This window comes from Herbidospora cretacea (assembly GCF_001570605.1).
GTDB lineage: Bacteria > Actinomycetota > Actinomycetes > Streptosporangiales > Streptosporangiaceae > Herbidospora > Herbidospora cretacea.
The window spans coordinates 256,732-276,684 of sequence record NZ_BBXG01000004.1; the positions used below are offsets into that span (position 1 = coordinate 256,732).

The following is a 19,953-nucleotide window of genomic DNA, read 5'->3' on the forward strand; positions in this document are numbered from 1 at the left end:
TCCGGTGCAAAGCTTGGTGAAACGTGCCCGTTCTCCGGGGTGGGTCCTGGTGAACGGGCACGGCGGTTGCGGCGGTCTTTCGCTAGGAAACCGCGAAGCTTCCTCCCGTCGGCAGGACGTGAGCGCCATGGCCCGGCGTGATGGTGGAGAAAGGCCTGGCGGCGATCGTGCAGAACGGATCGATGTAGACGGTGATGTTGCCGTTGGTCTGGTTGGTGACCACGGTTGCGGCGAGAGGCAGCTGGTGGCAGCCCGAGGGGTCGTTGTAGACGGAGAGCGGCAGGAGCTCGTTCCGGAAGACGACGACCGGACCCTCCGCCGCTTGGGCGGGAGCGGCACCGGCCAGGAGTCCGAAGACGGCCGACACGGCGGCGGCCGAACCGAGCAGGAAGCGCTTCATGGGGTTCCTTCCTTTGCTTTTCACGACGTCGGCCGTCATCCTTGCCGTTGGCGATCATGGGCTGCGATCACCAGCGGACGTGTGTGGGGTTTCCGTAGCGGGATTTGACCGATGACGGCCCTCGGCCGGACGCGCCTGCACGGCGATGACCAGTTCTGTGCCGGTCCCTTAGCGGGCGGCTTGCCGCTCCTCGCCGGGACCGGCCGAAGGCGCGGTGACCAACGCGAGTCCGGATGTCCGTGCGGCGACGCCGCCACGATCTACGAGCGGATCGGCGCTTCCGGCTACGCCGACCGCGCCCGGCGGGAGCCGGCCTCGACCGCGCGTACCGGCAGATCCCTGACCGACGCCGCAGGAACGCATGGTCGCCCACCACGGCCAGGGGCGGCGCGACCGACGCCGAGATCGCCGTGCAGCTCTTCCGCAGCGCCGGCACGGTCGACCACCACCCCCACAAGATCTTCCAGAAGTCCGGCGTCACCTCCCGCCGCCGGCCGTCCCGGGCCTTGGCCGCTCAGAGACTACGTACTTCACGGGATTCGCGGACCGGGCCCGCCGCAGCACGATCGGGTCATCACGACATCCCCACGGAGGTTCACGCTGATGAAGCCCGACACGATCGTCCTCATCCACGGGTTCTGGGTCACGCCGCGGAGCTGGGAGCACTGGAAGGCGCGCTACGAGGCGCGCGGCTTCCGGGTGCTGACGCCCGCCTACCCCGGCTTCGAGGTCGAGGTGGAGGCGCTGAACGCCGACCCGGCCCCGATCGAGAACGTGACCGTCCCCCAGATCATCGAGTCGCTGGAGACCCTGGTCGGCGGCCTGGACACCCCGCCCATCCTCATGGGCCACTCGGCCGGCGGGGTTTTCACCCAGATCCTGCTCGACCACGGCTACGGCGCCTGCGGCGTGGCCATCAACTCGGCGCCGACCGAGGGCGTGCAGGTCATCCCGATCTCGCAGCTGCGCGCGACGTTCCCGGTGCTGAAGAACCCGGCCAACCGGCACCGCGCGGTCGGCTTCACCTTCGACCAGTGGCGTTACGCCTTCACCAACACCTTCCCGGAGGACGAGGCCCGCGCGACCTACGAGCGCTACCACATCCCCGCCAGCGGCCACATCTTCTGGGGCTCGGCGCTGGCCAACATCCACCCGGGCAAGGACGACAACTGGGTGAATTACCACAACGACGACCGCGCGCCGCTGCTGTTCATCTCGGGCGAGCTCGACAACCTGATGCCGCCGAAGGTGCAGCGCTCGAACGCCAGGCACTACAAGTCGGCCAAGACGATCACCGAGATCATCGAGTACGAGGGCCGCGCCCACCTGATGCCCGCCGAGCGCGGCTGGGAGGAGATCGCCGACACCGCCCTCGAATGGGCCCTCGACCACGCCTGAGGAATTGCGTGTCACGCATCTAGTGCGTGACACGCAATCTTTGGTAGGTTCGGCGGCGTGGACACCAGAGGCGTCAACTACGACACCGGCTTCGCCGACTCCTACGGCCGGGCCGCCGGGCACACCACCCACGAACCGTTCGACCCCGAGGTCGTGGCGGCGGAGATGCGGGTCATCCGCGACGAGCTCCACTGCACCGCCGTCCGGATCAGCGGGCACTACCCGGAGCGGCTCAAGATCGCCGCCTCGGCCGCCGCACGCGCCGGGCTGGAGGTGTGGCTGTCGCCGTTCACCTGTGACATCACCGCCGAGGAACTGCTCGGCGTCATCGCCGACCTGGCCGGCCACGCCGAGACGCTGCGGCTGTCGGGCGCCGAGGTGGTCATGGTCACCGGGTCGGAGGTGAGCATGATGACCGACGGATTCCTGCCGGGGGAGACCTTCCGCGAGCGGTTGTCCCTGCTGCCCGCCGGGATGGCCGAGGTGCCGGCGAAGATGCGGGCGTTCCTGGCCGAGGCGGTGGCGCTGGTGCGCGAGCGGTTCGGCGGCCGGGTGACCTACTCGTCGCTGCCGTTCGAACAGGTCGACTGGACGCTGTTCGACATCGTCGCCACCGACGCGGGCTACCGGTCGGCCGCCACCGCCGCGACCTACCGCGAGACGGTCAGGGCCCTGGTCGAGCAGGGCAGGGCGCTGGGCAAGCCCGTCTCGGTCAACGAGTTCGGCTGCGTGACCTACCGGGGCGCGGCCGACGCGGGGGAGCGCGGCGACGCGATCGTGAAGTGGGGCGACGACGGGCGGGCGGTCGGGCTCTCCCAGGAGGTCGTCCGCGACGAGGAGGAGCAAGCCCGCTACCTGCGCGAGGTGCTGACCATCCTCGACGAGGAGGGGGTCGACGGCGCGTTCTGGTACACCTTCGCCCGGTGGGACCTGCCGGAGGAGTTCGACGTCGCGAGTCCGGGCGTGGTGAAGGTGCTCGGCGACCGTCTACGGTGGGAGCCCAAGGCCGCCTTCACCGCCCTCGCCGAGATCTATGGACGCACACCTGCGTGACCTCCGCTACTTCGTCGCCGTCGCCGACGACCTCCACTTCACCCGCGCGGCCGAACGGCTCTTCGTCTCCCAGCCCGCGCTGTCGAAGCAGATCCGCGCGCTCGAACGCCACCTCGGCTTCCCCCTCTTCACCCGGGAACCCGCCGGGGTCTCCCTCACCCCGCAGGGCCTCGCCCTGCTGCCCGTCGCCCGGAACCTGCTGGCCCAGTGGGCCGAAGGGGTGGAGACCGCCCGCGAGGCGGTCCCGGCCGGGACGCTGGTGGTCGGCATGCACACCTCGGTCGGCCGTGACCTCCACCGCGGCACCCTGCGGCGGTTCGCCGACCGCATGCCGGGCTGGGCCGTCTCGCTGCGGCTGGTGACGTGGGACGACCCCAGCGGCGGCCTCGCCGGCGGGTCGAGCGACCTGGCCTACCTCTGGCTCCCCGTGCCCGACGGGCTGGAGGTCCGCGTGCTGGCCACCGAACGGACGTTCGCCGCCATGCCCGAGGGCCATCGGCTGGCCGGCCACGACGAGATCGACCTCGCCGACCTCGACGACGAGCCGTTCCTCGCGCTGCCCGCCTCCTCCGGACGGCTCCGCGACTTCTGGCTGGGGCTCGGCGTCCGGCCCCGCGCGATCGTCGGCGGGGAGGTGACCTCGGCCGACGAGGTCTTCGAGGCGGTCGCCGGGGGGGCTGGGCGTGGCCCTGCTGGCCGAGGGCAACGCCGAGCTCTACCGGCGACCGGGGGTGGTCTGCCGCCCGGTCACCGGCCTGCCCCCGGCCGAACTAGCGATCGCCTGGCGAGCCGCCGACCGGCGTCCGGCGGTCCACGCGTTCCTGGCCGCGCTGCCATAGCCATCGGTTATGGCAGCAGGTCTTGGACGACTTCCCGGCCGCGTCCGCAGACTCACGTTCATGAGGAGACTGATGACCGGCGTAGTCGCGGCGGCCCTGCTGGCCGGATGCTCGACCGGAGAACCGGCACCCGCCCCGAGCATCCCATCCGATCAACGTGCCCTGGTCGATCGCTTCGTCAAGACGATCAACGCGGGCGACGCGCAGGGGGTGGGCGCGATGTTCGCGGAGTCGGCCCGGTTCGACAGCGTCGGCCGTGTCTACTCGGGCCGCGCCGAGATCATGGACCGCTTCCTGGTCCCGGAGGTGATCGAGGCGGGCGGCCGGTACACGCTGCTCGACGTCACCCCCGGCGCGGGCGGCGACCGGGTGGTCGCCCGCTACGACTTCACGACCGGCTCCGGCGGCGAGGAGCGTTTCACCTATGACTGCGCGGTCGCCGACGGCGCCTTCACCGACTGTGTCGGCCGCTACGTGAGCTGAATATGCTCCCTTCATGAACGACCTGCGGGCCCGCAACAAGCAGGCCACCCGGGAGGCCATCACCACCGCCGCCCTGCGGCTCGCGATCGAGTTCGGGCCCGGCGGGCTGGCGCTCGTCCGGGTCCACGACATCGCCTCGGCGGCGGGGGTGTCGGCCCGCACGTACAACAACTACTTCTCCAGCCGCGAGGAGGCCATCTGCGGCCACCACGCCGACCAGGCCAGACGCGCGGGCGACGCGCTGAGGGCACGCCCCGCCGACGAGCCCCTCGACGTGGCGGTGACCGAGGCGATGGTCGCCCTGTTCACCGACCCCGAACCCGACCGCGCCGGCCTGCGCATGATCATGCTGACCCCCGAACTGGAGGCCGAGGCCCTGCGCGCCTTCACGGTGGCCGAGGGCCCGCTGGCCGAGGCGATCGCGGAACGCACCGGAAAGACCGGCCTCCACCCCGAGGCGACGGCCGCGGCGGTGGTCGCGGCGATCCGGGTGGCCGGCCGGCACTGGCTGGCCCCAGCGGCCGGCGAGCCCTTCGCCGACGTCATCCGACGGGCCCTCAAATGCGTCGACCTGTCCGACAGACGAGCGTGACGCGGCGGACATTGGAGTGCGTCGACCTGGCGGAGCGGTGGCGTGATGGTGGGGGCGCTGGATCGCGTCGATCTGGCCGGGAGGTCCGCGTGATAGGGCGGATGCTGGAGTGCGGCAACCGGACTGAGAGGGAGGCGTGATGGAGCGGGCGCTGAGCGTCGCGGTGGCCCAGCCGAGGTGTGTGGCTCACGACGTGGCGGCCAACGCGGTAGCTCACGCGGAGGCCGTGACGGCGGCGGACGCGCGGGTGGTGGTGTTCCCCGAGATGTCCCTGACGGGCTACGAGCTCGACGCCGTCCCCGTATCCCCGGGCGACGAGCGGCTGGCCCCGATCGTCGCCGCGTGCGCCGCGACCGGGACGATCGCCCTGGTCGGCGCGCCCGTGCCGGGCCCGCACATCGGGGTCCTGGCCGTCGACGGCGACGGCGCGCGGGTGGTCTACGGAAAGGTCTGCCTGCACGAGACCGAGGCCGCCCGCTTCGTGCCCGGCGAACACGCCGTCATCGAGGTCGACGGATGGCGGCTCGGGCTCGCTGTCTGCCGCGACACCGGCATCCCGGAGCACGCGGCGGCCACGGCCGCCCTGGGCATCGACGGCTATGTGGCGGGGGTCGTCCACGCCGAGCGGGAGGCCGGCCTGCACGGCGAGCGCGCCCGCCGGGTCGCAACCGACCACGGCGTGTGGGTCGCCACCGCGGCCTTCGCCGGCCCGACGGGCGGCGGCTTCGACCGCACCTCCGGCCGATCGGGTATCTGGTCCGCCACCGGCGACCTGCTCGCCGAGGCGGGCCCCGCCCCTGACGAGGTGGCCCGGGTGGTTTTCATCGCGTGACAGGACCCAGCGGTGCAGCCCCCGGCCGGGCGGCGCGGCTGGTGACAGGACCTTGAAGTGCGATCCCGGCTAAAGGACGCGGTTGCTGACACGATCTCGGCGTGCAGCCGCGCCTGGAGACGCGGCAGGTGACAGACCCTTGGGTGGGCCCGCAGGGACATGACCTGGGCGTCCAACTCCTGCTGGGAGGCGCAGTAGGTGACGAGAACCAGCATGCAGCCCCGGCTGGAAGACGCGGCTGGTCACGGGACTCTGAGGGGGTGCAGTCCCGGAGGGAGATGCGGCTGGTCGAGGGACTCCGGGGTGCAGCCCTAGAGGGAGATGCGGCTGGCCGAGGAACTCCGGGGTGCGGCCGGAGGGGAGATGCGGCTGGTCACGGGACTCCGGGGTGCAGCCCTGGAGGGAGATGCGGCTGGTCAAGGAACTCGGGGGTGGGGTCGCAGGGGAGATGCGGCTGGTCGCAGGAATCTGGGGTGCGGCCCGGAGGCGGCCTGGTCGTTCCGGGCTGGGGCGGTGAGTTCGTCCACGAGCGGTCTGAGCAATACTTCGGCTGCCGATATATAGTCCCCGGTATGGGCAAGATGACCGAGGCGACCTACTTCATCCTGGTCGCGCTCCTCCAGGAACCGCTCCACGGTTACGGGATCATCAAGCAGGCGCAGGAGCAGTCCGGCGGTGAGGTGCGGCTGGCCGTCGGCACGCTCTACGGCGCTCTCGACCGGCTCGCCGAGACCGGATGGGTGCGTGTCGACCGGGAGGAGGTCGTCAACGGGCGGCCCCGCCGCTACTTCCGGATCACGGAAGAGGGACTGGCGGCTGTCCGCGCCGAGGCGGCCCGGCTCCAGCGTGCCGCCGCCGTGGCCATCGATCGGATCGGACTGGCGGGCGCATGACCCTCGAACAGCGCTACCGCCGCTTACTGGCCGCCTATCCCCGGCCCTACCGGGAGCGGCACGGAGACGAACTCGTCGGCACCCTCCTGGAGGCGGCCCCGCCCGGCCTGCGCCGCCCGCCGCTGCGCGAGGCGATCTCGCTGGTCACGGGTGGGCTGGGAGCCAGGGTCCGGGCGGCCAGGCCGCCGGGCGTGCGGTGGTGGGCGGACGGCCTCCAGCTCGGCCTCCTGCTGGTCGCGGCCAACCAGTTCGCGATCAACGCGCCGTTCCGGATCGACTATCTCCGCCCGTGGTACGCGGCGGCGGTCGTCGGCATCCTGGTGGCGCTCACTCTCGGATGGATGTGGCAGGCCGCCCTGCTGGCGCTGCCGCTGGCCCTGAACGCGAGCGGGCCGTTGACCCTGACGGCCCTGGGGATCAACCACTGGCCGATCCCTCCGTGGGCTCCGGTCCACGGCGATCTCGGCCCCATTCTGGCGATGTGGCTGCTCGTGGCGGGTCCGCTGGTGCTCGCCTGGAAACGTGAACGACCGAGGCGGTCATGGTGGTGGCTGCTGCTGCCGGTGGCCTACTGGGGCGCGGTCCTCGCCGGGGCCGGGGGCCTGGGACTGCTCAAGGCGGGCGCCGAGGCGGGCGCCCTGGTCGTCGTCCTGTTCGCGGGCAGGGCGGCGGGCGACGCGCGGTGGGCGCTGGCCGCGGCCGTCTACCTGCTCCCGGGCCTGGTCTACGCGGTCGAGAGCCGGGCGCACGGTGGCTGGACGACCTTGGTCTACTGGGGAGTCCTCACCCTCCTGGCCGGGGCGGCCGTGGAGGCGGCCAGGCGGAGCCGGGCGAGAACCTGATCCGGAGATCGCCACAAATCGATCTTCTTCGTGGCAGCATCGTCCGATGCGATCAACGATCTCCGTTCTCACCGTCGCCGCGCTGCTGCTCGCGGCGGCCCCCGCGCAGGCCGCCGCCGCCCCGAAGGACCCGGTGAAGGCGCTCAAGGCGCTCATGCTGCCCGGCAAGGGCGTCACGTTCACCGATGTCACCCACCTCCCGATCGAGGGCAGGCCCACCGTCACCCTCATGCGGCGCACCGGGAAGCTCGGGTTCGGGCGGGGGAAGATCGCCGCCTCCGACATCACGGCGACGTACACGAAGGACGGCGTGAGCCGTCTGCGTGACCTCGCCCGCGACGGGCGGACGATCCGGATCGGCGGGGTCACCTACAGCTCGGGCGGTGAGTACACCGGCGCGCTGCCGAAGGGCAAGCGCTGGTTCAAGCAGGCCAAGGGCGGCATGACCGGCGGGACGAACGGGTGGTTCGGCCAGGTCGTGAACGCCGCCGAGCCGAGCACGCTCGCGGCTCTCATCAAGGAGGGCAAGCGGTCGGGCGGCACCTACTCCGGCACGCTCACGATGGGCTACCTGGGCAGGGTCTCGCCCTGGTTCGACGCCACCATGCCCATCCGGTTCGACAGCTCCAAGGTCACCTACAAGCTGACGATCGGGGCCAACGGGCTGCCGCTGCGGCTGCGCACGACGTTCCCGCCCGCCGGCAGCTGGGAGGACACGCCGGTCACCGTCGAGACCCGCTACCAGGGCTGGGGCCGCAAGGTCTCCGTCAAGGCGCCCGACTCCAAGCTGGTGACGACGAAGGAGTTGTAACGGTCCCGGATCCCGGTTTGTAGGTGATCGTTTACTCCGCTGCAACGGGAGTTAATGCTGAGACAATAGTTGAAAGTTTAACTCGTGCTGTTTCGTGAGCTTTGTGTGGCTTGCGTGACATAAGTGCACGAGAGGAATGCCATGAGGCTTTCTAGGGCTGCCGCGATCCTTGCGGTGGTTACGGGGCTGTTCTCCCTGCCCCATCCCGCGACCGCGACCGACTCCTGGTCGGTCGACGAGGTCGACGGGGGATACAAGGTGACACTGACGCTCGACGAGCCACTGCCCGTCCGGGACGCCGTGCCTGAGCTGGCGGTCGACGGGCAGTCGCTCGGGTTCGCCACCGAGAGCGCCGACGGCCGCACCCTGACGCTGCTCACCGGCGACCCCCGGGCGGCGGACGCGCAGACCGTCGAGGTCGCCTGGAACGGCGTCGTCGAGTCGTCGGCGCAGGCGCGGTCGCGGGCGATCTACACCCCGCCCGCCGACCCGCAGCCGACGACGATCCCCACCGACCCCGGGGTGCCCGGACCGTTCGCGGTCACCGAAACCGACTACGACCTGGGCGCACAGGCCATCGCCCTGGAAGGTCTCGGCGGCCGGCTCGGCGAGCTGAAGGCCCGCGTCTACGCCCCCGTCAACGCGACCGGCCGCCGCCCGCTGGTGCTGTTCCTGCACGGCCGCCACTCGGCCTGCTACGACGCGGCGACCCGGCGGACCAGCAACAACGCCTGGCCCTGCCCGGCGCCGCAGATCCCGATCGACAGCTACACCGGCTACAAGGGCCCGGCCGACGCGCTGGCCAGCCACGGCTACATCGTCGTCTCGGTCTCGGCCAACGCGGTCAACGCCTTCGACGCCAACTTCTCCGAGGACCGGGGCGCGCTGGCGCGCGGCGAGGTCGTCATGCGCCACCTCGACCTCATCAACGAGGCCGAGAAGGGCAAGGGCGACCCCCAGCTCGTCGCCCTGTTCCAGGGCCGGGTCGACATGGACAACATCGGCATGATGGGCCACTCGCGCGGCGGCGAGGGCGTGGCCAAGGCCGTGTTGATGAACGCCGGCCGGGCCAAGCCCTACGGCGTGCGCGCCGTGCTGCCGCTCGCGCCGACCGACTTCGCACGGGCGTCGCTGCCCGGCATCCCGACGCTGACGATCCTGCCGTACTGCGACGGCGACGTCTCCAACCAGCAGGGACAGCACTTCTACGACGACTCCCTCTACGCCGTCCCCGGCGACACCGCCTTCCGGTCGGTCCAGATGGTCATGGGCACCGACCACAACTTCTTCAACACCGAGTGGACGCCCGGCGTGGCCACCGCCCCCGCCTCCGACGACTGGTCGAACAACAACGACCCCGTCTGCGGCAACCGCGCGCCCTCGCGCCTGTCGGCGAGCGAGCAGTACAACGTGGGCACCGCCCTCATGGCCGGGTTCTTCCGGCTGGTCCAGGGCCAGGAGACCGCGCTGATGCCGCTGTTCGACGGCAGCGGCAAGTCGGTCGCCTCGGCCGGACGCGCCGTCGTCCACTCCGTCGCCCAGGCCCCGGCCTCCAGCCGGATCGACGTCGACACCTTCTCCGGGTCGACGACGGCCACGGTCAGCGGCTCGGCGACCGGCGTCGTCTGCGCCAGCATGCTCGACCGCTCGCCGCAGAGCGGGCTGCCGTCGTGCGCGACCAAGCTGACCACCTCGCAGGCCCCGTCGTGGACCCCGGCGACGTACCTGCCCAACGCCACGGCGACCTCGCTGATGCGGTTCGCCTGGACCGACACCACCGGCAGGCTCACCGTCCCGCTCGCCGAGCGGAACATCTCGAAGGCCGAATACCTGACCTTCCGGGTGGCCCGCGACGAGAACATCCCGGCCGCGCAGCCGCTCGACCTCTCGCTCACCCTGGTCGACGGCCGCGACCGCAGCGTCACCGTGCCGGTCTCCTCGCTGAGCCCCGCGCTGGAGGCGCTGCCCGGACTGGCCTCGCCGCTGCCGAAGACCTGGCTGCGGGCGGTCCGCCTGCCGCTGTCCGGGCTCAGCGGCATCGACAAGAAGGACATCAAGGAGGTGTCGCTGACCGGCGCGTCCGCGACCGGCGGCGTCTACCTGGCCGACCTGTCGTTCACCCGCTACCGCGTCGGCGAGGAGACCATCGCCACGCTGCCGCAGGTGTCGGTGGGCGACGTGACCGTGGTGGAGGGCAACGGGCCGGGCACGGCCACGATCCCGCTGACCCTGTCGAGGGTCTCCGCCCAGCCGGTGACCGTGTCGGTGCAGGCCCTCACGGCGGGCACCAACCCGGTGGTGGCGTCGCTGGCGGCGTCCGTCACGATTCCGGCGGGCTCCACCGGCGGGACCTTCACGGTCCCGGTGACCGGTAACACGGTCAAGGCGGCGGCCGCGCAGTCGTACCAGGTCGTGGCCGGCGTCTCGGCCGGCGCGACCATCGGCGACGGCTTCGCCCGCCTGGTCGTCACCGACGACGACTGATCTCCGTGAGAAGGGGGCCGGTCCGCGATGGCGGACCGGCCCTTTTTCGAGCATTTTCCGTTACGGCTCCGCCTGGCCGGCCACCCGACCAGCTGATCCCGCCCGGCTCCTCAAGCGGCCCTCCTCCGCAGGGCGGGGTCCACGAGCGCCGGAGGCAGGTAGGCCGACTCGTCCGGCGCGCCGACGTCCGTGCCCGGCGGGACGATCTCGTCGATCCGGTCGAGGAGGTCGGCGGAGAGCACGACGTCGACGCCCGCGAGCAGGTCGTCGAGGTGCTCCATCGTGCGCGGCCCCAGGATCGCGCTGCTCACGCCCGGGTGGGCGGTCGCGAACGCCATCGCCAGATGGGTCAGCGGCAGCCCCGCCTCCTCGGCCAGCGGGACCAGCCGCTCGACGGCGTCCAGCCGCCGCTCGTCGGCGAACGAACGGAACCGGCCGGCCCGCCGCAGGTCGGTCTCCCGGCCCTTGCGGATCCGGCCGGTCAGCATCCCCTTGGCGAGCGGGCTCCACACCAGCGTGCCCATCCCATGACGCTGGGCCACCGGCAGGACCTCGCTCTCGATGCCCCGGTTGAGGATCGAGTAGGTCGGCTGCTCGGTCCGGAACCGCACCAGCCCGCGCCGTTCGGCGGTCCACTGGGCCTCGACGATGTCGGAGGCGGGCATCGCCGACGACCCGATCGCCCGCACCTTCCCGCTGCGCACCAGGTCGGACAGCGCGGACAGGGTCTCCTCGACGTCGGTGTCGGGGTCGGGCCGGTGGATCTGGTAGAGGTCGATGTGGTCGGTCTGGAGGCGGCGCAGCGAGTTCTCCACCGCGGTCATGATCCAGCGCCGCGAGTTCCCCCGGCGGTTGGGGTCGTCGCCCATCGGCAGGCTCAGCTTGGTCGCCAGGACGACGTCCTCCCGGCGTCCCCTGAGCGCCTTGCCCACGACCTCCTCCGACTCGCCACGCGAGTAGGCGTCGGCGGTGTCGACGAGGTTGATCCCCGCGTCGAGCGCCCGGTGGATGATGCGGATCGAGTCGTCGTGGTCGGGGTTGCCGACGGCCGCGCCGAACATCATCGCGCCGAGCGCGTAGGGGCTGACCTTGATGCCGGTCCGGCCCAGCGGGCGGTATCGCATGCGGATCACTCCTGGCAGAGGGTAGATTAAGCGGAACGTCTTTCCGGAACTATATGGAAAGGCTTTCCGCTTATGCAAACCCGAAGGAGTGCCGTGACGGAGACCGAGGCGCCGCGCCGGCTGCGCGCCGACGCGCAGCGCAACGTCGACGCCCTGCTGGAGGCCGCCAAGACCGTCTTCGGCACGTCCGGGGTCGACGCCCCCGCCAAGGAGATCGCCGACCTGGCGGGTGTCGGCGTCGGCACCCTCTACCGGCACTTCCCGCAGCGCTCCGACCTGGTCAAGGCCGTCTTCCGGCGGGAGGTCGACGCCACCGCCGACGCCGCCCCCGCGCTGAGCGCGGCGAACCCGCCGGGGGAGGCCCTGGCCAAGTGGCTGCTGCGCTACACCGAGTTCCTGGCGACCAAGCGCGGCCTCGCGAGCGCCCTCCACTCGGGCGACCCGGCGTTCGAGTCGCTGCCCGGCTACTTCATGGGCCGCCTGGGCCCGACCCTCGGCGGCCTGCTCGACGCGGCGGCGGCGAGCGGCGACATCCAGGCCGACGTGACCCCCGAGGACCTCCTCTACGCCGTCGCCACCCTCTCCCAGCACGGCGCCGCCTACAGCCGCCGCATGGTCACCCTCCTGGTCGACGGCCTGCGCTACCGCGCTCACCCTTCGTGAGCCGGCCGAGCAGGTCGGCGAGCCGGGCCAGATCCTCGTCCGGCCAGTTCTCGGTGCGCGCCTGGAACTCCCTGCCGCGCTCCTCCAGCGTGGCCGCGACCCGCTGACGCCCCTCCTCGGTGAGCCCGACGATGACGCTGCGCCGGTCGTCTGACGCGGGCGAGCTGTCGAGCAGCCCGAGTGACCGCATCCTGCCGATCAGGGTGCTGGTGGAGCTGCGGTCCATGCCGACGGCCTCGGCGATCGCGCTGGGACGGGCGGGACCGAACGCGTAGAGCCAGCGCGCGATGTGGAACGCGGCCGGCTGCAGGCCCGCGTGGAAGTGGGCTGCGCTGCGCTCGCTCAGTGCGCGGCCGGCGCTCAGCAGGGCGTTGATCTGCTCGCCCAGCGCGAGTTCGAGCTCCCGTCTGGTTTGCACATGCAAACCATATCGCTCTAAAGTGATGGGTATATGCAAACTATCGTCATCACCGGCGCCACCAGCGGCCTCGGCCGCCTGGCCACGCTCGAACTGGCCCGGCGGGGCGCCCGCGTCCTGGCCGTCGCCCGCGATCCCGCCAAGGCCGACCGGCTCCGCGCCGACACGGGGGCTGAGGTCTTTCTCGCCGACTTCACCCGCCTGGCCGACGTGCGCCGCGTCGCCCGGGAGATCACCGCCCGCCACGACCACGTCGACGTGCTGGTCAACAACGCCGGTCTGCACGCCTTCACCCCCCGGACCACCCCCGACGGCCATCCCGAGATGGTCGCCGTGAACTACCTCGCCCCCTGGACGCTCACCCGCGACCTCCTCCCCGCGCTGCGCCGGGCCCCGGCCGCCCGGATCGTCAACGTCGCCTCCGAGGCCGCCCGCCGTCACGGCGGGCTCCGGCTGCCGGAGGACCTGACCGAGACCGTTCCGTTCACCGCGCGCGGATCGTCGGCCCACTACGGCAGGTCCAAGCTGCTCGGCATCATGTTCACCCTCGAACTCGCCCGCCGCCTGACCGGCACCGGCGTCACCGCCACCTGCCTGAACCCCGGCTTCAACACCACCGGCCTGGGCCGGGAACTGCCCTTCGCGGCGACCCTGGAGAGACTCCTCACCCGGCTGTCGATCGGCGACCCCACCCGGGGCGCGGACCTCATCGTCCGCCTCGCCGTGGATCCCGGGTTCGACGGGCACACGGGCGGCTACTACTCCGTCCCCGGAGCGCGCCTGATCCGGCCCGCCCCGCCGGCCGGCGACCCCGAGCTCCAGGCCCGGCTGTGGCGCGAGACCGAACGACTCCTCGACGGCTGAGGGACGGTCCCGCCCCGAGCGGTGGGAACGCCGGGACGGAACCCGGTCCGAGCGTCCGGCAGGCCGGTATACGCCCGGTATAGGCGCAGGTCTCAGAGCCAGCCGTGCGATCGGGCCACGCTGACGGCCTCGGCCCGGTTGCGGGCGCCCGTCTTCCCGATCGCCGACGACAGGTAGTTGCGCACCGTCCCCTCGGTGAGGAAGAGGGCGCGGGCGATGTCGGCCACGCTCGCCCCGCCGTCGGCGGCGCGCAGGACGTCGCCCTCCCGCACGGTCAGCGGGCTGGCCCCCACCGCCAGGGCCGTCACGGCGAGCTTCGGATCGACGACGCGCTCGCCCGCCACCACCCGCCGGACGGCGGCGGCCAGTTCGGCGGCGGGCGCGTCCTTCACCACGAACCCGGCCACCCCCGCGTCGAGCGCGCGGCGCAGGTAACCGGGCCGCCCGAACGTCGTCACGATGACCACCCGCGTCCCGGCGAGCCGCTCGGCCACCTCCAGCCCGGACAGCCCCGGCATCTCGATGTCGAGCAGCACCACGTCGGGCCGGTGCGCGGCCACCGACGCGAGGACCTCGTCGCCCCTGGCCACCTCGGCCACCACCTCGATGTCGGGCTCCAGCCCGAGCAGCGCCGCCAGGCCGCCCCTGACCAGGTCCTGGTCGTCGGCGATCAGCACGCGGATCACGGCACCTCCACCCGCAACCGGTAGCCGCCCTCCGGCAGGGCGCCCGCCTCCAGGACGCCGCCGGACGCCTCGACCCGTTCGGCCAGCCCGAGCAGCCCGGTCCCGGGCCCCGCCCCCGCGGTGACCTCCGCGCCGGCCCGGCCGTCGTCGCGCACCTCCAGCGATCCGGCGCCGACGGTGATCCAGCACCGGGTGGCCCCGCTGTGCCGCAGCACGTTGGTCACCGCCTCCCGTACGGCCCAGGCGAGCAGCGACTCGGAGCCGGAGGGGACCGGCCGCGCGCCCGAGACGGTGAGCGCGATCCCGGCGAGGTCCAGCGCGGCCTCGGCGTTGCGCAGCTCCTCGGGCAGCGACACCGCCCGGTATCCGGCCACGGCGTCGCGCACGTCGTCGAGGGCCTGGCGGGCGGCGCGCTCGACCCCGCCCATCTCCTCGGCGGCCCGGCCGGGGTCGGTCGCGGCCAGCCGGGCGGCGAGCTGGCTGCGGATGGTGATCGAGGTCAGCGTGTGGCCGAGGATGTCGTGCAGGTCGCGGGCGAAGCGCAGCCGTTCGTTCTCCACCGCCAGCCGCTCGCTCTCCGCCGTCGCCTCGCCGAGCTGGACGATCAGCTCCCGCATGTGGGTCAGCGCGCGGACCGCCCCCGCCTCCAGCGCCGTCGCCAGGGGCACCCACCACACGAACCCCTCGCCGAAGGCGGCCAGCGCCGCGACGTTCACCGCCACCGTCACGGCCACCCCGGCCAGGAAGAAGGGCAGCGCCCCCAGCGCCGAGACCACCAGGATCCACGAGGTGTACGCCCACGGCGCCCCCAGCAGCGGATAGAGCGCCAGCACCGCGACCAGCAGCACCCCGGCGGCGCGGAGGTCCGGCCCCTGCACGCTGAAGACCCCCCACATGATCCGCCCCCAGGACAGGGCGAACACGCCGGTGAGCACCACGATCGCGGCGATCTCCCAGGCCGGCGGCCCGGCCCGGAACACCTGCCACAGCGGCCACCCCAGCACGCCCAGCCAGACCAGCGAGGCCGCGCGGGCCAGGAGCAGCCTCCCGCGGCTCACCTCCACGCGGTCCTCCGGTAGCGCCACACCCCGAGCACGACGAACAGCGCCGTCCACGCGACCAGCACCAGCACCGAGGTCCCGGTCGGCGGCAGCCCGTCGAGCGCCCGCCACCCCAGCGACCCCGCCTGGTAGGCCGGGCTGTGCTCCGCCACCACCCGCAGCCCCTCGGGCATCCGCGACACCGGCAACCAGAGCCCCCCGAGGACGGCCAGCAGGAAGAACACCACCATCGTCACGATATTGGCCGACTGGCCCCGGAACGAGTAGCCGAACGCCACCCCCAGCGCCGCGAACGGCGCCACCCCGATCCAGATGAGCAGGGGCAGCACCAGCCACGTGCCGGCCGGCAGCCGCACCCCGCCCAGCAGCGCCCCGGCCGCCAGCACGATCACCACGCTCGGCAGCACGGCCAGCATCCCGGCGACCAGCTTGGCGACGATGTAGCCGTGGGCGGGCAGCGGCGTCACCGCGAGCTGCCGCAGCCACCCGCTCGCCCGCTCCATCGCGATCGCGCCCCCGATGAACAGCGCCCCGCCCATCGCGCCGTAGGTGGCCATCGACACCATCGAGACCGGCCCGGACGCCAGGTCGAGCACCTTCGTCCACAGCAGGTAGAGCAGCACCGGGAACCCGGCCAGGAAGACCAGGTTGACCGGGCTCGACAGCGAGCGCCGGACCTCGAACCCCAGGAATGACCGCATCACCGCTCCTCACCGGTCAGGCTGACGAAGGCGCTCTCCAGGCCGGCCCCGGACGTGCGCACGTTCCGGACGCCGTCGAACGCGGCGAACAGCGCGCGGAGGGTCGCGTCGGAGTCGCCCGTGCGCAGGGTCGCCGACGCGCCCTCGACCACCACGTCCCGCACGCCGGGGAGCGACCGCAGCGTGGGGGCGTCCATCGCGTCGAGGGTGAGGCGCACCTCCGTGCCGCCCACCAGAGCCTTGATCTCCTCGACCGGGCCGTCGGCGACGATCCGGCCGCCGGACAGCAGGACCACCCGGTCGGCGTGGTCGTCGGCCTCGGCCAGATAGTGGGTGGCGAACACGACGGTCCGGCCCTGGATCCGCCGCCACAGGGCCCGCCGGGCGTCGACGTCGAGCCCGACGGTCGGCTCGTCGAGGATCAGCAGCGCCGGGTCGCCCGCGAGCGCGAGCGCGAACCGGACCTGCTGCCGCTGGCCGCCCGACAGGGTCGTCACGCGGCGTCCGGCCAGGTCGCCGAGGTCGGGCGCCGACGGCGTGGGATACATCCCGGCGACGGCCGCGACCAGGTCGGCCACCTTCACCTCCTCGGGCAGCCCGGCGTCCTGGAGCAGCACGCCCGCCAGCCCGGCGGCCAGCGTCTCGCGGGGCGGGCGGCCCAGCAGCCGGGCGGTGCCGGAGTCGGCGGCGAGCAGGCCGAGCGCGATCGACAGCAGCGTCGTCTTGCCCGCCCCGTTGGGCCCGAGCAGGGCGACCTTCTCGCCCTCCCGGACGCGCAGGCTCACCCCGTCGAGCGCGGTGACCTCGCCGTACTTCTTGGTCAGATCGGTGAGTTCCAGCATGCCGCCAGCCTCGCCCGGCGTGGCCCCCGGCTGTAGTGCCGCCGATCAGCCCGCGCCGGATGACGAATGTCATACGGGCCGGAACTCGACGATCTGCCGGCGCTCGGTGGAGACGATCACGCCGGGGGCCAGCCCGACGCCACGGGCCAGGTCGACGAGCTGGTCGACGGTGCGCTCGCGGCCGAGGCAGTAGGCCAGCATGCGCAGGTTCATCTCCGTGCTGACGCCGCCGACCGCCTCCTCGACGACGATCACCCGGCCGCCGGGCCCGGCCGCCCGGGCGCAGTTGGCGAGGATGCGGGCCGCGTCGGCGTCGCTCCAGTCGTGGATCACCCGGGACAGGACGTAGCCGCCCGCCCCGGCGGGCAGCGGGTCGAAGAACGTCCCGGCCACGGCGCGCCCGCGATCGGCGAGGCCGGCCTTGTCCAGCGCCTCGGTGGCGGTGGCGGCCGGGCCGGGGAGGTCGACCACCGCGCCGCGCAGCTTCGGATGGGCGCGGAGCAGGCCGATCAGCAGGGTCGCGTCGCCGCCGCCCACGTCGACGACCTCGCCGAGCGCCGCCCAGTCGTAGGCCGCGGCGAGCTCGCCGACCTCCTGCGCGCCCATGGAGGCGTCGAACGACGCGGCGATCTCCGGGTGGGCGGCGAGATCGGCCCAGAAGCCCTGCCCGTAGCGCTGCGGGAAGGCCGCCTCGCCGGTGCGGACGGTGTGGAGCAGCTCGACCGCGCACAGGTCGGCCCGGCCGATGGCCCCGGTCAGGTCGAGCTGGGCCCTGACCCCCTCGGGGTGGTCGTCACGCAGCCACTCGCCGTCGCCGGTCAGCGCGTAGGAGCCGCGCTCGTGGCGGAGGAACCCGGCGGTGACGAGGTGGTCGAGGACGCGTACAAGAGGATCTTCGGCGACCCCCAGCCGGGCCGCCAGTTCCGGGCCGGTCGTCACCCCGGCGGCGATCAGGTCGGCGAGCCGCAGCGTGGCCGCGACACGGAGGGACATCGGGGTGAAGAGGTCGCGGCCTGCCAGAGCCGCCCGCCCCACGGCTGTGCCATTGCGGTCTCCGCTCAGGTGATCAGGGCGTCCAGAGCCGCTTCCTTGCCCGATTTGACCGGCGGCCCGTAGCGGCGGGTGCTGTCGAGGGATTCGAGCCCGAGCAACTCGGCGACCACGACCGGGTCCCTGCCGTCGCGGAGGAGCTGGGTGGCGAAGGTGTGGCGCAGCACCAGCGGGCTGAAGGGGTCGTCGGGGTCGGCGAAGCCGGTGATGATGTCGCGTGCCGCGCGGTCGCTCAGGCGGAAGCCCCGGTGGTTGAGGAACAGCGCGGGGTCGCCGGCGGCGCCCTTCCAGCTCGGGCGGGCCTCCAGCCAGGCGGTCAGCACCTGACGCAGGTCGGGGTGGACGGGCACCAGCCGGGTCCGCCCGCCGCGCACGCTCAGCCCGTCGGGCCCCACGTCGGTCAGGTCGAGGCCGACGACCTCGGAGATCCGCAGCCCGGCCAGGTAGGGCAGCAGGGCGATGGCCCGGTCGCGCGGGGTAGCGGTGGCGCGCACCCGGGCGAGGTAGTGGCGCACGCGCCGGGCGTCGAGCGAGCGGGGGACGGGGCGGCGGATGTCGCGTTCGCGGCGGGCCTGGGGTTTGCCGACACCGCGGCGCTCGTAGAAGTCGTCGAGGGCCGACAGGTAGGTGTCGATCGTCGTGGGCGCCCGGTGGGCGCTCTTGAGGTGGCGCCGGAAGGCCCTGACCGCTCCGGTCGCCGTGGATGCGTCCGTCAGCGGGTCGCCGTCGAAGGTCTCTTCGGCCAGCCACGACAGATATCCGCGCAGGCGGGAGAGGTACTTCTCCCGGGTGGAGCCGGCCAGGGGGGCGGTTTGGAGCGCGGCCGCGTACCCGGCCAGCACGGCGTCGTGCGCGGCCGACAGCGGGACGGCCCGAGACCGGGTCTTTCCGGAAGTCACACCCACATACTACTTCCGGAAACACGGATTTCCGGAAGTAGTGAGGTAATGTGGAGACACCGAGGTCTTTTCGAGCGTTGGCATTCAGGTCGGCGTCGCCCCCGGCGAACCATGACCGGCCCCCTCGCGGGGCTGGACGGGCCAGGCGAACATGACGCCGTCCATCACCACCCAGCGAAGTCCACTCCCCTCCGTCGCGTCCGCGATGCCGCAGATCGACCAGGCCGTCCGGTTCAGCCTTGACCCGGCGCTCGATCGGCGGGCCGTGGCCGACGGGGTCTGGTGGCCCTATTCCCGGGACGCCGGGGCCGAACTGCCCGGCCTCATCGCCGCGGTCGACCAGTGGATGGGCCGCGCGACGATGCGGGTCAGCCTCCACGCCGACGCCTGGGACGACATCCCCCACCGCATCCCGGCGCGCGGGCGGCAGATCCGCGTCGGCTGGTTCCGCCACTCCGATCCGCGCATGGTCACCCTGACGCTCGACGGCTTCGAGCAGGTGACCCTGCTGGTCGTCCCGCCGGGCACCGAGACCAGGGCCAACGCCACAGACCTGTCCGGCCTCGCCGCCGAATTACTGGTCTAACCCCTGTGCCGCCTGCCGGCCGGATTGAGCGGCCCTTTCACCGCCCGTCCTGGCGGCGGGCCGATCTCCGGCCGGCAGGCAATCATCCGCCATCCAATCGTCCGCAAGGGAGTTACGTCATGACCGTCCTGGAAACCGGGGTGCCGACCGTTCTGCATCTGTCCGGGGACATCGACATCTTCACCACCGCCGCTCTGCGCCGGCAGATCCTCGGCGCCCTCGACGGCAGCACCGGCTCCCTGGTGCTGGACATGTCGGCGGTGACCTTCTGCGGCGCGGGCGGGCTGGGCGTGCTGCTCCACGCCCAGCGCCGGGCGCGCGCGATCGGGGTCGCCCTCACGCTGACCGGCGTCACGCCGCGGATGGCCCGGCTGCTGTTCATCACCGGCCTTGAGGGCCGCTTCACCGTGCTGGCCTGAACTGCGTTCTGGC

General features: G+C 72.6%; 23 protein-coding genes and 1 pseudogene. 15 read left to right on the plus strand and 9 right to left on the minus strand.

The features are described from left to right. Nucleotides 1-82: 82 nt before the first annotated feature. Entirely contained in the window at nt 83-400 is a 318-nt protein-coding gene (locus AW270_RS09300) for a hypothetical protein (protein WP_061292839.1), read from the minus strand. A gap of 603 nt (nt 401-1,003) precedes the next feature. On the opposite strand from AW270_RS09300, the gene AW270_RS09305 reads away from it, so the two are divergent. The 11 genes and pseudogenes from AW270_RS09305 to AW270_RS09350 all read left to right on the plus strand — a co-directional run bounded on the left by AW270_RS09305 (nt 1,004) and on the right by AW270_RS09350 (nt 10,627). Next, entirely contained in the window at nt 1,004-1,798 is a 795-nt protein-coding gene (locus AW270_RS09305; RefSeq protein ID WP_061292841.1) for an alpha/beta hydrolase, read from the plus strand. A 57-nt stretch (nt 1,799-1,855) separates the two neighbouring features. Beyond that, on the plus strand, nt 1,856-2,851 hold the full coding sequence (locus tag AW270_RS09310; RefSeq protein ID WP_061292844.1) for a glycoside hydrolase family 113 protein: 996 nt from the start codon (nt 1,856-1,858) through the stop codon (nt 2,849-2,851). Then, nucleotides 2,832-3,473 (plus strand): annotated as a pseudogene (locus AW270_RS42100) (LysR family transcriptional regulator); the annotation flags it as partial. The gene AW270_RS09310 and the pseudogene AW270_RS42100, both read left to right, overlap by 20 nt. Before the next feature lie 61 nt (nt 3,474-3,534). Further along, nucleotides 3,535-3,690 carry a hypothetical protein gene (locus tag AW270_RS40500; protein ID WP_218009137.1) on the plus strand — a complete coding sequence of 52 codons (156 nt, stop codon included), beginning with the start codon at nt 3,535-3,537 and terminating at the stop codon, nt 3,688-3,690. A gap of 72 nt (nt 3,691-3,762) precedes the next feature. Continuing rightward, nucleotides 3,763-4,173 (plus strand): nuclear transport factor 2 family protein, encoded by a 411-nt coding sequence (locus AW270_RS09320; RefSeq protein ID WP_061292847.1) that lies wholly within the window; start codon nt 3,763-3,765, stop codon nt 4,171-4,173. Between the two features lie 13 nt (nt 4,174-4,186). Continuing rightward, nucleotides 4,187-4,765 carry a TetR/AcrR family transcriptional regulator gene (locus tag AW270_RS09325; RefSeq protein ID WP_061292849.1) on the plus strand — a complete coding sequence of 193 codons (579 nt, stop codon included), beginning with the start codon at nt 4,187-4,189 and terminating at the stop codon, nt 4,763-4,765. 139 nt (nt 4,766-4,904) lie between these two features. Further along, a complete protein-coding gene (locus tag AW270_RS09330) occupies nt 4,905-5,597 on the plus strand; it encodes a carbon-nitrogen hydrolase family protein (RefSeq protein WP_061292853.1) in 693 nt (230 codons plus the stop codon). Nucleotides 5,598-6,169: 572 nt separating this feature from the next. After that, nucleotides 6,170-6,490, plus strand: coding sequence for a PadR family transcriptional regulator (locus AW270_RS09335; protein WP_061292855.1), 321 nt, complete (start codon nt 6,170-6,172; stop codon nt 6,488-6,490). Further along, entirely contained in the window at nt 6,487-7,332 is an 846-nt protein-coding gene (locus tag AW270_RS09340) for a hypothetical protein (RefSeq protein WP_061292857.1), read from the plus strand. The genes AW270_RS09335 and AW270_RS09340 overlap by 4 nt, the downstream gene beginning before the upstream one ends. Before the next feature lie 46 nt (nt 7,333-7,378). Beyond that, a complete protein-coding gene (locus tag AW270_RS09345; RefSeq protein ID WP_061292859.1) occupies nt 7,379-8,143 on the plus strand; it encodes a hypothetical protein in 765 nt (254 codons plus the stop codon). A gap of 174 nt (nt 8,144-8,317) precedes the next feature. Next, nucleotides 8,318-10,627 (plus strand): alpha/beta hydrolase, encoded by a 2,310-nt coding sequence (locus tag AW270_RS09350; RefSeq protein ID WP_061292861.1) that lies wholly within the window; start codon nt 8,318-8,320, stop codon nt 10,625-10,627. Between the two features lie 110 nt (nt 10,628-10,737). On the opposite strand, the gene AW270_RS09355 is transcribed toward AW270_RS09350, so the two are convergent. Next, entirely contained in the window at nt 10,738-11,751 is a 1,014-nt protein-coding gene (locus AW270_RS09355) for an aldo/keto reductase (protein WP_061293509.1), read from the minus strand. A gap of 93 nt (nt 11,752-11,844) precedes the next feature. Between AW270_RS09355 and AW270_RS09360 the strand changes: the two genes are divergently transcribed. Further along, entirely contained in the window at nt 11,845-12,414 is a 570-nt protein-coding gene (locus tag AW270_RS09360) for a TetR/AcrR family transcriptional regulator (protein WP_245674640.1), read from the plus strand. Here the strand turns inward: AW270_RS09360 and AW270_RS09365 are convergent. Then, nucleotides 12,368-12,832, minus strand: coding sequence for a MarR family winged helix-turn-helix transcriptional regulator (locus tag AW270_RS09365; protein ID WP_218009138.1), 465 nt, complete (start codon nt 12,830-12,832; stop codon nt 12,368-12,370). The genes AW270_RS09360 and AW270_RS09365 overlap by 47 nt on opposite strands. Nucleotides 12,833-12,865: 33 nt before the next feature. On the opposite strand from AW270_RS09365, the gene AW270_RS09370 reads away from it, so the two are divergent. Then, nucleotides 12,866-13,696 (plus strand): SDR family NAD(P)-dependent oxidoreductase, encoded by an 831-nt coding sequence (locus AW270_RS09370; protein WP_061292868.1) that lies wholly within the window; start codon nt 12,866-12,868, stop codon nt 13,694-13,696. Nucleotides 13,697-13,788: 92 nt separating this feature from the next. Here AW270_RS09370 and AW270_RS09375 read toward each other — a convergent pair whose 3' ends face one another. The 6 genes from AW270_RS09375 to AW270_RS09400 all read right to left on the minus strand — a co-directional run bounded on the left by AW270_RS09375 (nt 13,789) and on the right by AW270_RS09400 (nt 18,935). Continuing rightward, nucleotides 13,789-14,382 (minus strand): response regulator transcription factor, encoded by a 594-nt coding sequence (locus tag AW270_RS09375; protein WP_061292869.1) that lies wholly within the window; start codon nt 14,380-14,382, stop codon nt 13,789-13,791. Beyond that, nucleotides 14,379-15,446, minus strand: coding sequence for a sensor histidine kinase (locus AW270_RS09380; RefSeq protein ID WP_061292871.1), 1,068 nt, complete (start codon nt 15,444-15,446; stop codon nt 14,379-14,381). Before AW270_RS09380 ends, AW270_RS09375 begins: the two co-directional genes overlap by 4 nt. Then, on the minus strand, nt 15,437-16,144 hold the full coding sequence (locus AW270_RS09385; RefSeq protein ID WP_061292872.1) for an ABC transporter permease: 708 nt from the start codon (nt 16,142-16,144) through the stop codon (nt 15,437-15,439). Before AW270_RS09385 ends, AW270_RS09380 begins: the two co-directional genes overlap by 10 nt. Further along, nucleotides 16,144-16,986 (minus strand): ABC transporter ATP-binding protein, encoded by an 843-nt coding sequence (locus tag AW270_RS09390; protein WP_061292874.1) that lies wholly within the window; start codon nt 16,984-16,986, stop codon nt 16,144-16,146. Before AW270_RS09390 ends, AW270_RS09385 begins: the two co-directional genes overlap by 1 nt. 69 nt (nt 16,987-17,055) lie before the next feature. Next, on the minus strand, nt 17,056-17,979 hold the full coding sequence (locus AW270_RS09395) for a methyltransferase (RefSeq protein WP_061293511.1): 924 nt from the start codon (nt 17,977-17,979) through the stop codon (nt 17,056-17,058). Between the two features lie 65 nt (nt 17,980-18,044). Beyond that, on the minus strand, nt 18,045-18,935 hold the full coding sequence (locus tag AW270_RS09400; protein WP_061292876.1) for a tyrosine-type recombinase/integrase: 891 nt from the start codon (nt 18,933-18,935) through the stop codon (nt 18,045-18,047). Between the two features lie 151 nt (nt 18,936-19,086). On the opposite strand from AW270_RS09400, the gene AW270_RS09405 reads away from it, so the two are divergent. Next, the gene (locus AW270_RS09405) at nt 19,087-19,521 is read left to right on the plus strand and encodes a DUF5994 family protein (RefSeq protein ID WP_157521784.1); all 435 of its coding nucleotides are present in this window, start codon (nt 19,087-19,089) and stop codon (nt 19,519-19,521) included. A 119-nt stretch (nt 19,522-19,640) separates the two neighbouring features. Further along, nucleotides 19,641-19,940 (plus strand): STAS domain-containing protein, encoded by a 300-nt coding sequence (locus AW270_RS09410; RefSeq protein ID WP_061292880.1) that lies wholly within the window; start codon nt 19,641-19,643, stop codon nt 19,938-19,940. Nucleotides 19,941-19,953: the final 13 nt, after the last annotated feature.

Coding starts and splice junctions, on each gene's coding strand:
- AW270_RS09320 (WP_061292847.1), top strand. CDS start 3,763: ATGACCGGCGTAGTCGCGGCGGCCCTGCTGGCCGGATGCTCGACCGGA.
- AW270_RS09370 (WP_061292868.1), top strand. CDS start 12,866: ATGCAAACTATCGTCATCACCGGCGCCACCAGCGGCCTCGGCCGCCTG.
- AW270_RS09355 (WP_061293509.1), bottom strand. CDS start 11,751: ATGCGATACCGCCCGCTGGGCCGGACCGGCATCAAGGTCAGCCCCTAC.
- AW270_RS09405 (WP_157521784.1), top strand. CDS start 19,087: ATGACGCCGTCCATCACCACCCAGCGAAGTCCACTCCCCTCCGTCGCG.
- AW270_RS09330 (WP_061292853.1), top strand. CDS start 4,905: ATGGAGCGGGCGCTGAGCGTCGCGGTGGCCCAGCCGAGGTGTGTGGCT.
- AW270_RS09335 (WP_061292855.1), top strand. CDS start 6,170: ATGGGCAAGATGACCGAGGCGACCTACTTCATCCTGGTCGCGCTCCTC.
- AW270_RS09390 (WP_061292874.1), bottom strand. CDS start 16,986: ATGCTGGAACTCACCGATCTGACCAAGAAGTACGGCGAGGTCACCGCG.
- AW270_RS09410 (WP_061292880.1), top strand. CDS start 19,641: ATGACCGTCCTGGAAACCGGGGTGCCGACCGTTCTGCATCTGTCCGGG.
- AW270_RS09300 (WP_061292839.1), bottom strand. CDS start 400: ATGAAGCGCTTCCTGCTCGGTTCGGCCGCCGCCGTGTCGGCCGTCTTC.
- AW270_RS09340 (WP_061292857.1), top strand. CDS start 6,487: ATGACCCTCGAACAGCGCTACCGCCGCTTACTGGCCGCCTATCCCCGG.
- AW270_RS09385 (WP_061292872.1), bottom strand. CDS start 16,144: ATGCGGTCATTCCTGGGGTTCGAGGTCCGGCGCTCGCTGTCGAGCCCG.
- AW270_RS09345 (WP_061292859.1), top strand. CDS start 7,379: ATGCGATCAACGATCTCCGTTCTCACCGTCGCCGCGCTGCTGCTCGCG.
- AW270_RS09325 (WP_061292849.1), top strand. CDS start 4,187: ATGAACGACCTGCGGGCCCGCAACAAGCAGGCCACCCGGGAGGCCATC.
- AW270_RS09395 (WP_061293511.1), bottom strand. CDS start 17,979: ATGTCCCTCCGTGTCGCGGCCACGCTGCGGCTCGCCGACCTGATCGCC.
- AW270_RS09305 (WP_061292841.1), top strand. CDS start 1,004: ATGAAGCCCGACACGATCGTCCTCATCCACGGGTTCTGGGTCACGCCG.